General features: G+C 64.4%; 11 protein-coding genes. 6 read left to right on the forward strand and 5 right to left on the reverse strand.

The features are described 5' to 3' along the window. Nucleotides 1-531 precede the first annotated feature (531 nt). The 5 genes from PJK54_RS05880 to PJK54_RS05900 all read right to left on the reverse strand — a co-directional run bounded on the left by PJK54_RS05880 (nucleotide 532) and on the right by PJK54_RS05900 (nucleotide 6,890). Nucleotides 532-1,341 carry an ABC transporter ATP-binding protein gene (locus PJK54_RS05880; RefSeq protein ID WP_271302441.1) on the reverse strand — a complete coding sequence of 270 codons (810 nt, stop codon included), beginning with the start codon at nucleotides 1,339-1,341 and terminating at the stop codon, nucleotides 532-534. Further along, nucleotides 1,338-2,495, reverse strand: a complete 1,158-nt coding sequence (locus tag PJK54_RS05885; RefSeq protein ID WP_271302442.1) for a FecCD family ABC transporter permease — start codon at nucleotides 2,493-2,495, stop codon at nucleotides 1,338-1,340. The genes PJK54_RS05880 and PJK54_RS05885 overlap by 4 nt, the downstream gene beginning before the upstream one ends. Beyond that, entirely contained in the window at nucleotides 2,492-3,544 is a 1,053-nt protein-coding gene (locus tag PJK54_RS05890) for a FecCD family ABC transporter permease (protein WP_271302443.1), read from the reverse strand. Before PJK54_RS05890 ends, PJK54_RS05885 begins: the two co-directional genes overlap by 4 nt. Next, complete coding sequence (locus tag PJK54_RS05895; RefSeq protein ID WP_271302444.1) at nucleotides 3,504-4,568, reverse strand: iron-siderophore ABC transporter substrate-binding protein; 1,065 nt, start codon at nucleotides 4,566-4,568, stop codon at nucleotides 3,504-3,506. Before PJK54_RS05895 ends, PJK54_RS05890 begins: the two co-directional genes overlap by 41 nt. Nucleotides 4,569-4,697: 129 nt before the next feature. After that, the gene (locus PJK54_RS05900) at nucleotides 4,698-6,890 is read right to left on the reverse strand and encodes a TonB-dependent siderophore receptor (protein ID WP_271302445.1); all 2,193 of its coding nucleotides are present in this window, start codon (nucleotides 6,888-6,890) and stop codon (nucleotides 4,698-4,700) included. A 525-nt stretch (nucleotides 6,891-7,415) separates the two neighbouring features. Between PJK54_RS05900 and PJK54_RS05905 the strand changes: the two genes are divergently transcribed. From PJK54_RS05905 to cydC, 6 genes are all read left to right on the forward strand, one after another. After that, a complete protein-coding gene (locus PJK54_RS05905; protein ID WP_240499708.1) occupies nucleotides 7,416-8,699 on the forward strand; it encodes a pyridoxal phosphate-dependent aminotransferase in 1,284 nt (427 codons plus the stop codon). Nucleotides 8,700-9,325: 626 nt separating this feature from the next. Beyond that, the gene (locus tag PJK54_RS05910) at nucleotides 9,326-10,732 is read left to right on the forward strand and encodes a cytochrome ubiquinol oxidase subunit I (protein ID WP_271302446.1); all 1,407 of its coding nucleotides are present in this window, start codon (nucleotides 9,326-9,328) and stop codon (nucleotides 10,730-10,732) included. A gap of 4 nt (nucleotides 10,733-10,736) precedes the next feature. Continuing rightward, a complete protein-coding gene (cydB, locus tag PJK54_RS05915; RefSeq protein WP_077375744.1) occupies nucleotides 10,737-11,735 on the forward strand; it encodes a cytochrome d ubiquinol oxidase subunit II in 999 nt (332 codons plus the stop codon). A 26-nt stretch (nucleotides 11,736-11,761) separates the two neighbouring features. Further along, nucleotides 11,762-11,953 carry a hypothetical protein gene (locus PJK54_RS17865; protein ID WP_442870672.1) on the forward strand — a complete coding sequence of 64 codons (192 nt, stop codon included), beginning with the start codon at nucleotides 11,762-11,764 and terminating at the stop codon, nucleotides 11,951-11,953. Next, entirely contained in the window at nucleotides 11,908-13,557 is a 1,650-nt protein-coding gene (cydD, locus tag PJK54_RS05925) for a thiol reductant ABC exporter subunit CydD (RefSeq protein WP_271302597.1), read from the forward strand. The genes PJK54_RS17865 and cydD overlap by 46 nt, the downstream gene beginning before the upstream one ends. After that, nucleotides 13,538-15,253 (forward strand): thiol reductant ABC exporter subunit CydC, encoded by a 1,716-nt coding sequence (gene cydC / locus PJK54_RS05930; protein ID WP_271302448.1) that lies wholly within the window; start codon nucleotides 13,538-13,540, stop codon nucleotides 15,251-15,253. Before cydD ends, cydC begins: the two co-directional genes overlap by 20 nt. Nucleotides 15,254-15,355: the final 102 nt, after the last annotated feature.

Genomic DNA, 15,355 nt, shown 5'->3' on the forward strand with positions numbered 1-15,355 from the left:
GTCTCTTTGCAGGTTATTTCGTCATTTTATTAATAGCAAGAAGCCCCTTTCCTAGCTCTTTGTACAGAGTTGCCATTGCCGCGGCGCATGGTTGCGCGTTCCGGCGCGTCGATCCGTTGTACCTGTCATCAAAGTCTTATGCGCTGTGAGTGCTTTCTTGGGACATACAAAAACAACGGCTTGCTCTCGATTCCCCGTGTGGCTTCACATGAGGGAGAAGGGCAGCGGCGACAGACAAAGGACACACGATGACAGACGTAGTCGAGACGGATCTGCAGGAGTCTTCTGTGGTTCAGGCGGTTGAGAAGGACTCCCCCTCATCGCGTTCGCGTCGTGGTGTCCTGGGCATGAGTGGGGCGGCAGTTGCTGGGTAGCGTTGGGTCGGTACCTGCCGGGCACCCACAGTGTTTAGCTGGTGAAGTGTCGCTTGTAGCTGGTGCTCTCAAGTTCCGGCCAATGGACTTCCATGACCTGCCTTTTTTACATGGGGCAGGTCACTTTTCTTTGCCCGCGAGCATCATGACTGAGTTTTCAGTATTTCTTGGCTTTCATCCCATGACGCCCGACGGGCACCATCATCGGCTTGCCGGTGACGGGGTCCGGGGTGATGTGGCTTTCCAGCCCGAACACCTCCTTGACCATCTCGCGTGTGAGTACCTGCTCGGGCGGGCCACTGGCATGAATCTGGCCGTCTGACATGGCGATCAGTACATCCGCGTAACGTGCGGCCAGGTTCAGTTCATGCAGCACCATCACGATGGTGGTGCCGCGAGCGTGGTTGAGGTCCGTCAGCAGGTCGAGCACTTCCACCTGATGATTGATGTCGAGGAAGGTGGTGGGCTCATCCAGCAGCAGAATGTCCGTCTGCTGGGCGAGCGCCATGGCAATCCAGACACGCTGACGCTGGCCGCCGGAGAGTTCATCCACCGCGCGTTCGGCGAGTGCGGCGGTGTCGGTGGCGTTGAGGGCTGCCAGCACCGCGGTGTCATCGTCACGCGTCCAGCGCTGGAACAGCCCTTGATGCGGATGCCGCCCTCGGCTGACAAGATCCAGCACCGTGATGCCTTCCGGGGCGATCGGTGACTGGGACAGCAGCCCCAGCTGGCGGGCCAGTTGGCGTGCCGGCAGGCGGTGGATCGACTTGCCATCCAGCAGCACCTCGCCCCGCGAGGGAGGCAGCAGGCGCGAGAGCGTGCGCAGCAGGGTGGATTTGCCGCAGGCATTGGCGCCGACGATCACGGTGATCTCGCCCGGAGCGATGTCGAGGTCTATCGACTCGAGCACCGGCCGCTCGGCATAGCCTGCCGTCAGGCCATTCACGCACAGGGAAGGGTGGGTCATGAGGAAACGACTCGCTGAGATGACGGGCGGTGAGGGGCGGAGGAGGAAGATGGCGGCGTCGGCTGCCTGCCGCGTCGTTGTCTGCGCCCTGAGGGGCCGGGACCCTGATGTTCCCGCATCAGCAGCAACAGCAGCACCGGTGCGCCCAGCACGCCTGTCACCACGCCCACCGGATAGCGCGCAGGCAGCAGGAACTGGCCGATGAAGTCCGCGACCAGCATCAACAATGCCCCGATCAGGGCGGCCGGGATCAGCATGGAGCCGCGCCGCCGGAACAGGCGCGTCGCGATGGGCCCGCTGACGAAGGCGACGAAGGCCACCGGGCCGACCACCGCCGTGGCGCAGGCGACCAGCCCGACCGCCGAGAGAATGATGATGAAGCGCGTGAGCGAGAGCCGCACGCCGAGACCGCTGGCCATGTCATCGCCCATGCGCATGACGTCCAGATGCCGGCTCATCATCAACAGCAAGCTGCCCAGCAGGCCCAGTGCCACGGCAAGTGGTGGTAGCTGACTCAGGGTGATGCTGTTGAGGCTGCCGGTCATCCAGCGCAGCGCTTCCTGCAATGACCAGCTGGGCGCCTGCGTCAGCAGATAGGCGGTGATGCTCTGCAGCATGGCGCCCAGTCCGATACCGACCAGTATCAGTCGTGCCCCGGCCACTCCCTTGCGCCAGGAGAGGGTGTAGATCAGCAGCGCCACGCCAAGCGAGGCGGCAATCGCCAGCAATGACACCAGCGTGCCGCTCAGCGACAGCATCACGATGGCGAATACCGCCGCCGTGCTGGCGCCGGCACTGATGCCGATGATGTCCGGACTGGCCAGCGGATTGCGGAGCATGGCCTGAAAGGCGGCGCCGCCCAGTCCGAAGCAGCAGCCCGCGAGAATTGCGACCAGCGCACGCGGCAGGCGCAGCTCGGTGATGATGAAGCTGGCCCCCGGCACGTTCTCGCCCAGCAGTACCTGAAGCACCGTGAGTGGGGGAATGAAGCGCTGTCCCTGCATCAGGACCAGGCTGAAGACGGCGAGCACCACGGCCAGCAATCCCCAGAGGGTGAGGCGGCGCTGACGCTGTCGGGCACGCCGCAGGCGCGTCAGGGTGGCACGCGAGGTGGGATGAATCGCAGACGAGGCGTCAGGCAGGAGAGGGCTCACAGTGATTTCACCTTGTGGCGACGGACGATCCAGATGAAGAACGGTGCGCCGACCAGCGCCGTCATGATGCCCACGTCCAGTTCGGCGGGGCGTGCGATCAGACGTCCGAGAATGTCCGCCGAGATCAGCAGCAGGGCACCGGCCAGCGCCGAGAGCGGCAGAATCCAGCGGTAATCGCTGCCCGCCATCAGGCGACAGACATGCGGCACCACCAGCCCGACGAAGGCGATGGGGCCACATACCGCGGTGATGCCACCACATAGCAGAATCGCGCCCAGTGCCGCCATCACCCGCACCCGCGCCACGCGTTCGCCCAGCCCGCTGGCCATGTCATCGCCGAGCGCCAGCAGGTTGAGTCGGCGCGCCGAGAGCCCGCAGATCAGCAGGCCGCTGAGCAGGAAGGGCAGCGCCGGGGTGATCTGTGCCCAGGTCGCGCCGCCGACACCGCCGATCAACCAGGACTGGATCAGCCCGCCGATGTCGGCGCGCGGCAGGATGATGGCCGTGCTCAGAGAGCTCAGCGCCGCGGAGATGACGGCCCCGGCGAGTGCCAGGCGCAGCGGGGTTGCCCCGCCACGCCCGAGGCTGGCGATCAGATAGACCACCACGGCACTCAGCCCCGCCCCGAGAATGGCCAGCCACAGATAGTCGCTGGCCTGCTGGATGCCGAACCAGGCGATGCCGATTACCACGGCGAGCGCCGCCCCGGCATTGACGCCGAGCAGCCCCGGGTCTGCCAGCGGGTTGCGGGTCAGACCCTGCATCACGGCGCCCGACACGCCCAGCGCCGCCCCGGCCAGCATGGCCAGCAGGGTGCGCGGCAGGCGGCTGGCCACGGCGGCCTCGGCCATCGAATCCAGCGAGCCGTCCAGCAGCCCCGTGATGTCGGCCCAGTGGGTCACCCGCGCACCGAAGGCCACCGACAGGGCGAGGCTTGCACACAGCGCCAGCCACAGCAGCAGGGTGCCCAGCCAGCGCCGCTGACGGCTGGCCGATAGCGGCGTGAGATCACTCGCCCTTGCGGGCGGCGACGGACAGCTGGTCAACATAGTCGTCAAGTACCCAGGGAATCGAGAGAGGTGTGGGGTTGGCGGCAGTGCCCATCGGGCCGTTCTCCAGCAGCACCACGGCGTCCTGCTGGATGGCGGGCAGGCGGGAGGTCAGCAGATGCTCGTTGAGGCGGTCGATCAGCGGCTGGCCACCGTAGGTCAGCACGATATCGACATCGGCCAGCTCATCGAGGCGCTCGGCGCTGATCTGACCGGCAAAGCGACCCTCGACGGCGGTCTCGCTGACGAATGGCGGCGAGGCCATGCCCAGCTCGTGGAAGAAGCGCACTCGGGCATCGTTGTCGTTGTAGAAGGCGATGCGGCTCAGATTGGTGGGGTCGATGTGGCTGATCACGATGATCGACTTGCCCTGGATCTCGGGATGATCCGCGATGTTCTCGGCGATCCGGGCCTCGAGACGCTCGATCAGCGCCTCACCCTCGGTGGCCATGCCCATGCCGGCACTGTCGTGGCGGATCATGTCGCGCCAGCTGGAGGACCAGCGCGGCCCCGGACGTGCCACCACCGGCGCGACCTTGCTCAGTGTCTGATAGTCGGCCTCGCTCATGCCGGAATAGGCCGCCAGGATGACGTCCGGCTGGCTGGCGGCCACCGCTTCGAAATCGATGCCATCGCCCTCGTCGAACAGCGTGTACTCGCCGGCGTCAAGCTCCTCCAGGCGCGCCTTGACCCACGGCATCATGCCGTCATCGTCGTCATCCCCGAAGGCCTGGCGCGGAAAGCCCACCGGTACCACGCCGAGTGCCAGCGGCACCTCATGATTGGCCCAGGCGACGGTGGCGATGCGCTGCGGCTTTTCCTCGATGACCGTCGTGCCGAAGGCGTGCTGGAGGGTGATCGGGTAGTGCTGGGCGTGCCCTGCCGCTGCCGAGGCGTCAGACGCGGATGCCGTGGAGGGGGTGTCAGCGTGAGATGTCGCTGATGCCTGTGCCTGGGCGGCAGGCACGAGACTGGCGGCCATGATGGCCAGGCCAATGGCGCAGGAAAGTCGTGTGAGTCGCAAGGGAGAATCCTTTTTCAATCGGATCGCGGATGACAGCCCCTGCACCTGAGGGGCTGTCCAGAGGAAAGGCTGTCCAGAGGAAAGGCTGGCCATCGGAAGGGCTGGCCATGAGAAATGACGCGCCTGTCCTCAGAAGTCGTAGGTCATGCTCAGCAGGGCACTGCGCGGCGCACCATAGAGGTACTGGCTGTAGAAGCCTTGCTGGGTGTAGTACTCCTCATCGAAGAGGTTGGAGACGTTGAGCTGGGTGCTGAAGTGGTCATTGATGCGATAGCGCGCCATGGCGTTGGCCAGGAAGACATCGCCCTGACCGACCTTGGCGGTGCCGGTCGGGGTATCGGCGTCACGATAGGTGCCGCCCTGCCAGGTGCCGCCGGCGCCCAGGGTCAGGCGTGACCAGTCACCGGGCAGCTGCCAGGTGGCGTAGACCTTGGCCTGCTGGCGTGGATAGCTGGTATTGAGCTGGGTGCCATCGGAATCCTCGGCATCCACCAGCGCGTAGCTGGCGGAGAGGTTGATGCCCGGGGCGACTTCACCGGCCACTTCCAGCTCGAACCCTTCCACCACCGCGCCGTCGGATTCGGTGTAGGCCTGATCGGTGGTGCCCGCGACATAGACGCCGGGGATCTCGACGGCCAGATTGTCCTGCTCGCTGCGGAAGACGGCGAAGGACACGTCAGCGCGGTCATTGAACAGCTCGGCCTTCAGGCCCGCTTCATAGCTGGTGCCTTCCAGCGGATCGAGCAGGGCGCCATCGGGGGCACGCTCACTCTGGGTGTTGAAGATCTGCGTGTAGCTCGTGTAGGCGGTGAGGTTGTCGGTGATATCGACGATCAGGCCGGCATAGGGCGTGAACTCGTCGTTGTACTCATAGCTGCGCTCACCGCGGTAGTCCTGGTCGATCTCCCAATCCGTCAGGCGGGCACCGAGGATCAGATGCACGGGGTCTGCCAGCGAGAAACGCGTGACGGCGTAGAAGCCTTCCTGCCTGGTCTCGGTGTCATCGCTCAGGCCCCACTCGCCCCATTCGGGTTCGGCCAGCGCCGGGTCGTCACGATCGGTGAAGCTGCCCAGCGCCGGCACGCTGCTCGCTGGAGTGCGACTCCAGATCTCGTACTCTTCCTTCAGCTGCATATAGCCGAAGCCCAGCTGATGCTCGCGACCGAACAGCTCGAAGGGACCTTCGGCGCTCAGGTTGAGGTTCTTCTGGGTCCGGTCTCCGCGGTAGTCCAGCAGATAGGAGCCGGTGGGCACCTGGCGGTTGGTGTCGTAGTAGAGGATGCCGTTGTCACGGTCGACGTAACCGCCACGGTAGTTGTAGGTCAGCCCGTAATTGGCGTCGCCGTGGCTGTAGGCGGCGGTCGCCTTCCAGCCATTGGCGAAGTAGTGGGTCAGGTCCGCGAAGCCACGCGTGTTCTCGGTAAAGAAGTGGGCCCACTCGGTATTGTTGGCGACTGACTGATCGAAATCAGTCCGCGAGCCGTCGGTGTAGTAGAGCGGCACGCCTAGATAGGCGCCGTCCTGGTCGTAGCGCTGGTATTCGACGCCGACATTCAGTTCGGTATCCGGTGTCAGTTCCGCGGCGATCACCCCGTAGAGGGTCTCGCGGTCATTCTCCACGTCATCCATGAAGCTTTCTGAGCGGTCCTTGGCGGCCACGAAGCGCACGCCGACCTTGCCGGCGTCATCCAGCGGCGTGCTGACATCCACCACACCACGGCGGCGGTCCCAGCTGCCCACGGCGCCTGTCACGCTGGCGGCGGCTTCCTCCAGCGGCTTCTTGCGCACGAAGTTGACGGTGGCGGAGGGATCGCCCACCCCGGTCACCAGGCCGGTGGCCCCGCGAATCACCTCGACGCGGTCATAGATGGCGGTGTCCCACTCGGCGTCACCGAAGGGCCAGAAGCTGCTGGTGTTGCTCTGCTGACCATCGAACTGGAAATTGCGGATCGAGTAGCCGCGCGACTGGAAGTTGGTGCGCGTGCCATCGAGACGATTGGAGGACACCCCCGGCAGGCGGTTGACGGCTTCCGTGGTGCTGGTGAGCGCCTCATCCTCCATCTGCTGGCGGGTCAGGAAGCTGATCGACTGCGGTGTCTCGCGCGGTGACAGCGTCAGGCCATTGGCGCGGGTACTGGCGCCGACCGTGTAGTCACGGGTCAACTCGGTGGTGGAGGTCTGCGCTTCACCGACGATGGTCATGGCTTGTAGCTCACGCGTCTCGTCAGCCGACACCAGGCTGGGAGATGCAGCGCTAGCCAGCGCGATGGCGAGGGTCAGTCGTGAAAGCGGCAGTGCAGATGGCGCGGATGGATGTGACACGTTGGCGTTCCCTGAGTGCTTTTATAAGAATGATTATTATTCACTGTGAGGAGCGGTCGATGTTTTGCGAAATGCCAGAAAACCTTTGCGCAGCGCCAGACTTTGCACGAATCGAGGAACTTTTCGCGCGTTGATGCCCATGCTGCCGGCGTTGGTGAGAAGAATTGCTGAGAAGAACTGAAGGGAGGCATTGAAGAAAGTCGCTGGAGAGGTGCTGGAGAGGTGCTGGAGAGGTGCTGGATAGGTACTGAAGAGAAGTGCGAGGGAAGAGCCGGCGAAAAGCGGCCGGCGAAAAGCGGCTCGCTGATAAAGGGCAAGGGAAAAAGGGCAAGGGAAAAAGGGCAAGGGAAAGGAAAAGAGGCAAGGAAAAGACATGCCCGCCGGCAGTGGCCCCTGGCGGCGTTGCGAGAAGCGGGGCATCGGGTTACGGCGGCGCAACCGCGTGATGGATTGTGAGGCTTACGAAAGTCTTATATGTTGGTTTTGCTCATAAAGTATCAATAAATATAACGACAAGGACATGACATGACTGACGTTTCAGAGGCGGTGGTAGCAGAGGCGGTTGGGCCACAGCAGAGCCTTCATGAGCAAGGCATGACAGGGCCGGGCGCCGGCGAGACGGCGCGCAAGGCGCGGCCGGCGTCTCCCTCACGGCGCGGCTTTTTGGGCATGAGTGGCGCAGCGCTTGCCGGCGCGGCCCTCGGACAGTTCCTCCCCGGCATTCCGCAGGCTTTCGCCAAGGAGGCCCCCGCGACGGCGGCCACGCTCACGCCTTCCGCCAAGGCGCCGGTGCGACTCAACTACAACGAGAATGCCCTCGGCATGGCCCCCTCGGCGCAGCGTGCGGCCTCGGCGTCCATCGCGCATTCCAATCGTTATCCCTTCGCCCACATGGGCAAGTTGCAGTCACTGGTGGCGACGCATCACAAGGTGACCCCTGAAAGCGTGCTGTTCACGCCGGGCTCATCCGATGCGATTCGGGCCAGTGTGCTGGCGCATGCGACCCCGGACACTCAGCTGGTCATCCCGGAACTCACCTACGGCGATGGTGCCTTGTACGCCGGCTTCTATGATCTGGCGATCAACAAGGTGCCATCCTCGCGTGAGGACTGGTCGTTCAAGCTCTCTGACATGCAGCAGGCCGTGGCGGACCACGCCGGCCCGTCCATCGTCTATCTGGTGAATCCCAACAACCCGACCTCGACCATCATCTCCAGCGATGCGCTCTACGCCTGGGTCAATGCCAGCCGCTCCGACACGTTGTTCATCATCGATGAGGCCTATGCCGAATTCGTCAATGACCCGGCCTTCCGCTCTGCGGACAGTCTGGTGGCGGGGGGCGCGAAGAACGTGCTGGTGCTCAAGACCTTCTCCAAGATCCACGCCATGGCGGGGCTGCGGGTCGGCTATGCGGTGGGCGACGCCGAGCGTCTCGAGCATGTCTCGCATTACGTGGAAGATGACGCCATGACATTGTCCTACCCCGGGGTCATGGCGGCGACGGCCTCGATGCAGTCACCGGAGTTTCTGGCCCACAGCAAGCAGAGCAACGACGAAGCGCGTGCCATCTTCACCGCGACGCTCGATGAGCTGGGCTGGGAGTATCTGCCCAGTCAGACCAACTTCGTCTTCCATCGCATTTCCAGGCCGCTCAAGGAATTCCAGGCGGACATGAAGGCGCGTCATGTGTTGATCGGCCGTGCCTTCCCGCCGGCAGACGGCTGGTGTCGCATGTCGCTGGGCACCCCGGCGGAAATGCACTACGTGTCAGCCGTGTTGCGCGAGATGAAGGCGAAAGGCGTGGTGTGATCCGCATCGGCTCTTGCTGAAGCCAGCAGAAACCGGCATGCATCGAGACACCCCGGCAATCAGGTGTCTCGATGTGTTCGGTATGGTTCGCTCGGTTCTCGCGTGACCTGCTTCTCTGTTCTAAACCTCCACATTATCTTGACCCCGTTTCTCTGTCGCAAAGCGCTTCGCCGTTATTCGCTCTTGTACTTGCTTTCACATCCCAGATTATTCCCACAACATTCCCACTTGCGCTGATTCAACTCAGCGCTTGATATGGATCAAGTCGTGAAGGCCTGCAGGCGCTCATCATGGCGATGAGCGATCAAGGAGAGCTTGCCGCCTGAGGCAATGTTCATGGTCAAATATTGCGAGAAGACCGTCCTATTGAGTTTTTCTATATGGGGCATCGGGTCGCTGCGGCAATTTGTCCTGCGACAACATGCTATGCGACACCGACCTGCCAGACTTCTATGCTTGGACTCATGACCTCGTGAGTGCCGGATCATTTCTCTTTCGATGTGGGATATCTCCGAGAGATCTTTCCGCCCTCGATGCGTCAACAACTTGAAACCGCTGTCGGACAAGTTCCCGCCAGAAGGAACATGCCCAGCCATCCTGATGATCGTTATCGTGAGGAGTTGCCCATGGAACTGGATCCCGTGATCCTGTCGCGAATACAGTTCGGATTTGTCGTGTCATTCCACGCCGTCTTTCCGGTGTTCACCATCGGATTGGCTTCCTATGTCGCCTTGTTGCACGGTCTTTATTACAAGACCGGCAATGCCGCCTGGGACCGACTTGCCGCCTTCTGGGTGAAGGTGTTCGCCGTCGTGTTCGCCATGGGGGTGGTCTCGGGCATCGTGATGGCCTTCCAGTTCGGCACCAACTGGAGCAACTTCAGTTATGCCAGCTCCAACTTCATCGGGCCGATGCTCAGCTATGAGGTGGTGACGGCGTTCTTCCTTGAGGCAGGCTTCCTCGGCGTGCTGCTGTTCGGGCGTGGCAAGGTGCCGGAAGGGGTCCATCTGTTCGCGGCCCTGATGGTGGCGCTGGGCACCTTCATCTCCGCCTTCTGGATTCTCTCCACCAACAGCTGGATGCAGACACCGGCGGGAGTGGAGATGGTGGACGGCCACTTCTTCGTCAAGGATTGGGCCGCTGCCATCTTCAATGCCTCCCTGCCGTATCGCTTCGCCCACATGGCGATCGCCTCCTTCCTGACCGGTGGCTTCGTGGTGGCGGGGGTGAGTGCCTGGTATCTGCTGATCGGGCGCGATGTCGACGCCAACAAGCGTGCGCTGTCCATGTGCATGTGGCTGCTGCTGGTGCTGGCACCGGCGCAGGCGGTGGTGGGTGACATGCACGGCATCAACACGCTGGAGCATCAGCCGACCAAGGTCGCCGCGATGGAAGGCAACTGGGAGACCCAGTCGGGCGCGCCGCTCCTGCTGTTCGCCTGGCCGGACAAGGAGGCGCAGATGAACCACTTCGAGATCGCGATCCCGAAGCTGGCCAGTCTGATCCTGACCCACGACCCCGATGGCGTGGTGCCGGGGCTCAAGGAGGTCGCACCTGACAAGCAGCCGCCGGTGTGGTTCGTGTTCTGGTCGTTCCGTGTGATGGTGGCGATGGGGCTCTTGATGATCGCCGTGGCCTTCATCGGTGTCTTCCTGCGCCGCAATGGCAAGCTCTATCGCTCGCGCCCCTTCCTGCAGACGTTGCGTCTGATGTCCGTCGCGCCGTTCTTCGCCGTGCTGGCGGGGTGGTTCGTGACCGAGGCCGGGCGCTCGCCGTGGCTGGTCTACGAGATGATGACCCAGCAGGAGGCCGTCACGCCGTCACTCACCGGCTGGATGGTGCTTACCACGCTGATCGGCTATTTCCTGGTCTATCTGGTGGTCTTCGTGACCGGCAGTTACTACCTGACCCGCGTCATCCGTGGTGGCATGCAACCGGAACTGCCCCATGACGATGTCGAGACCGCGATGCGCCCGCTGTCCGCCGCGCACGAGAGTCTGGACGATGATGCCAGCCGCACGGTAAGGAGTTGAGCTGATGGAAATGATCAATCTGACAATGATCTGGGCGCTGATCATCGGCTTCGGCGTCATGATGTACATCCTGATGGATGGCTTCGATCTGGGGGTGGGCATCCTGTACCCCTTCGCACCCGATGAGCACGCCCGTGACGTGATGATGAACTCGGTCGCGCCTATCTGGGACGGCAACGAGACCTGGCTGGTGCTGGGCGGGGCCGGGCTGCTGGCGGCCTTCCCGGCGGTCTACACCATCCTGCTGCCGGCGCTGTATCTGGGGGTCTTCCTGATGCTGGCGGGGCTGATCTTCCGGGGGATTGCCTTCGAGTTCCGCTTCAAGTCCTCGCGCAATCGTCACTGGTGGAACATCGCCTTCAGCGGCGGCTCCTTCCTGGCGACCTTCTGTCAGGGCGTGGTGGTCGGTGCCTACATCCAGGGCTTCGCCACCGAAGGGCATGTCTACGTGGGCGGCGCCTTCGACTGGCTGTCACCGTTCACCGTGATCACTGGGCTTGCGCTGGTGGCGGGGTATGCGCTGCTGGGCGCCACCTGGACCATCATGAAGAGCGAGGGTGAGGTACAGGAATGGGCCTATCGCATCACGCCGAAGCTGCTGATCGCCGTACTGGTGGGCTTCGCGGTCATCAGCCTCTACACGCCGTTTGTGGATGAGTATGTGCGGGAACGCTGGTTCGACCATCTGGGCGTGTTCTGGGTCTTCCCGGTGCTGGCGCTGTGCTGTGCGGCGCTGATCTGGCGGGCGGTCAACAAGCGTCAGGAAGGGCAGCCCTTCGTCGCGACGCTGGGACTGTTCCTGTTCACCTATCTGGGGCTGATCTTCAGCAAGTGGCCGTATCTGGTGCCGCCGGACATCACCCTGTGGGACGCGGCCTCCGCGCCGGAGTCGCAGCTGTTCCTGCTGCTGGGCGTGCTGTTCGTCATTCCGATGGTGCTGGGCTACACCGCCTGGAGCTACTGGGTGTTCCGCGGCAAGGTACAGGGGGTCGGCTATCACTGAGTCACTCAAGGCCCCGGTCGGCAAGGCTGACCGGGTCACGCCAGACCGGGTCACGCCAGACCGGGTCACGCCTGACCGGGGCACGCTTGACCGGGGCACGCTTGACCGGAGCACCCGGGAACGACGCCAGGCAGGCAGATGGCTCCGACAGCAGGCGACGCGAGAGCGTCGCCTGCTTGGGTTTGCGGCCTTGTCCGGGGTCGTGGCGGGTATCCTGACGGTCGCCCAGTTGGTACTGACGGCCTGGGTGATCACCGAAGCCATCGAGCATCCCGAGTCATTGGGGGCGCTGTGGTGGCCCTTCATCGGCCTGCTGGGGTTGCTGGGTGCGCGGGTGCTGGCGAGTGGTGGTCAGGAGCTGCTGGCCCAGCGTGCCAGCCAGCGACTGCGACAGGCCATTCGTGGCGAGGTACTGACGGCACTCGAGACGCTGGGGCCGGTGCGCGCCGCCCAGTATCACAGCGCCGATCTCGCCCAGCGCTGGGTGGAGCAGGTGGAAGCCCTGGAAGGCTACTTCGCGCGCTTTCATGTGCAGATGCGTCTGGTGGTGATCACGCCGCTGCTGATTCTGGCCATCGTGGTCAGTCTGGACTGGCTGGCGGCCATCCTGTTGGCGCTGACCGCGCCACTGATACCGCTGTTCATGGCGCTGGTCGGCATGGGGGCCGAGTCGCTCAATCGTGACCAGTTCCAGGCGGTCGCGCGGCTGTCGCGCCACTTCGTGGATCGCGTGCGCGCCATCACCACCCTGCGCCTGTTCGGACTGGGGGAGCTGGCGACCCGCGAGGTGACGCTGGTGGCCGATGACTACCGCAAGCGTAGCCTGCGCACCTTGCGGCTCGCCTTCCTGTCATCCGCGGTGCTGGAGTTCTTTGCCTCGGTGTCCATCGCCGTGGTCGCCATCTACATCGGCTTCGGCCTGCTTGGTGACATTCCCATCGGGCCAGCCGATGAGCTGACCCTCTTCAGTGCGCTGGTGATCCTGCTGCTGGCCCCCGAGTTCTTCCAGCCGCTGAGAACCCTGTCGCAGTTCTACCATGATCGCGCCTCGGCGCTGGCCGCCTCCGAGACTCTGATGGAGATTCTCGAGGCTGCCGACATGGCGCCGTCTCGTCACGCCGATGCCCGCCCAGACGCGACGGGCGAGCTGATGTGTCTGACGGATGTCCATCTGAGCCACCCCGAGCGCGGGCAGGTACTGGGCCCGCTGGAGCTGGCGCTGAGGCAGGGCGAGGTGCTGGTCGTCAGCGGGGCCTCCGGGGCGGGCAAGTCGACGCTGCTTCAGGTGATGGCCGGATTCGTCGCACCGGACAGCGGGCAGCGTCAGATAGCCCCCGCCACGCGTCTGGCCTGGATGGATCAACGTCCGCTGCTGATGCAGGGCAGTCTCGCCGACAATCTGCGTATCACCGCGCCGCAGGCCAGTGACGCCGAGATCATCACCGCGCTTGAGCGCGCAGGGCTCAAGGCCGAGCTTGCCGCCTTGCCGCAAGGCATCGCGACACCGCTCGGCGAAGGCGGGCGCGGGCTGTCCGGTGGGCAGGCACAGCGGCTGGCGCTGGCGCGGGTGTTTCTGAGCGATGCCTCGCTGGTGCTGCTCGATGAGCCCACCGCCAGTCTGGATGCCGAGACGGAACGTTATCTGATCGCGGGCTTCGAGTGGCTGAGCGCTCAAGGGCGGACCCTGGTGATCGCGACCCACCATCGGGCGCTGATCGCCATGGCGACGCGCCATCTGGTGCTGGAGGAGGGGAGAATCCTGCCAATGACAGCCACGGCGACAAGCCAACAGGAGGACGAGCGTGACGCATCCCGAGACTGACGGCGTGACCCTGCGCGAGGCGCTCACGCGTCTGGCCCCCTGGTGGCGCCTGCATGATCAATACCGTCGCCGTCTGATACTCGGCGTGGTGCTGATGATGCTGACGGCCTGTTCGGCGCTCGGCCTGCTGGCGGTTTCCGGCTGGTTCATCACCGCCTCCGCCCTGACGGGGGCTGCGCTGGCCGCCGGTGCGGGCATGACGCTGGATGTCTACACCCCGGGCAGCGGCATTCGGCTGTTCGCCGTCTCGCGCACCGTGTCGCGCTATCTGGAGCGGCTTTACAACCACGACACCATCCTGCGTCTGCTGGCCAGCCTGCGCGGCACGGCCTTCGCCGCACTGGTGACGATGGACCCCGCGCGGGTGGCGGCGCGGCGCTCCAGTGATTGGCTCAATCGCCTCACCGCGGATATCGACACCCTGGATGCGCTCTACCTGCGTCTGGCGGCTCCGCCACTGATGGCGCTGGGTCTGATCGCGGTGCTGGTGGCGCTGGTCGCTGTCTGGCTGCCGACAACGGCGGCGTGGCTGGCGGGGTTCCTGGTGCTGGGCTGGGCCTGGCTGACGCTGGGGCAGGCGCGCTGGGGGCTGGTGGCCAGTCGGCGGCGCGTCACGACATTGGAGTCGTTGCGCTCGGCGCTGATGGAGACGTTGCGTGGTCAGGCGGAGCTTGAGGCCTATGCGGCGCTGGGCAGTGCCCGTCAGCGCCTGGATGAGATCGAGACCCGCCTGTTGAGAGATCAGTGGCGACTGGCGGTGATCACGGCCATCGGCAATGGCCTGGCCAGTCTGGTGATCGGCCTGTCGTGGTTGCTGTTGCTGGCGGCCGCCATGCAGGGAATGACGGATGAGCGACTGACGCCGGCGGTGATGGTCATGCTGCCGCTGGCGGCCATGGCCTTGAGTGAGGGCCTGGCGGGATTGCCGGCGGCCTTCACTCAGGCCGGTGCTACCCTGGGCGCTGCCGAGCGACTCAATGAGCTGTCCTCCGCCACGCGGCCGCTGGAAGGTCGGCAGACCCTGGCCAGCGGTGCCGTGCAGGTGCAGATCCAGCAGGTGTCGTGGCGCTATCCCGGTGCCTGGTTCGAGGCGCTTGACGAGATGACCCTCGAGATCACCCCCGGCACCCAGATGGCCATCTGCGGTGCTTCCGGCTCCGGCAAGTCCACGCTGGCGGCCTTGCTGACTGGCCAGACTCGGCTGCAGAGCGGCAGCATCACGCTCAACGGACAGCCCATCGACGCCTGCTCGCCCGAGTCACTGGCCCATGCCGTGGGATGCCTGACCCAACAGGTGGAATTGCTGGATGCCAGCCTTGCCGACAACCTGCGGCTGGGTGCGCGTCAGGCCAGTGATGAGGATGTCTGGCAGGCACTGGAGGCGGTAGATCTCGCCGAATGGGTGGCGCAACTGCCTCAGGGCCTTGCCACCCGAGTGGGAGAGGGCGGTCGGCAGGTCTCGGGCGGGCAGGCGCGGCGCCTGGGACTGGCGCGCCTGGTACTGACGGATCCGGGGCTGCTGATTCTGGATGAACCCTTCTCCGGGCTGGATGCGCGCACGGCACAGCGCATGGCACAGCGTCTGGAGGGCTGGTTCAAGGCGCGTACGGTGATCTATCTGCTGCATGAGCATGACCTGGCATCGCCGCGTCCCGGTACGCAGAGCATCACTCGTGTCTGGCGGCTAAAGGATTGAGCGATTGCCGGCCGCGGCGTCGAAGTCTGTCGGCCAGTATCCATGGACAGCAACGCAAAAGGCCTCCCGAGGGAGGCCTTTTCATTTCTCTGACGCGGCATC

Origin of the sequence: Cobetia sp. MMG027, from assembly GCF_027947415.1 — a bacterium.
Taxonomy (GTDB): Bacteria; Pseudomonadota; Gammaproteobacteria; order Pseudomonadales; family Halomonadaceae; genus Cobetia; species Cobetia marina.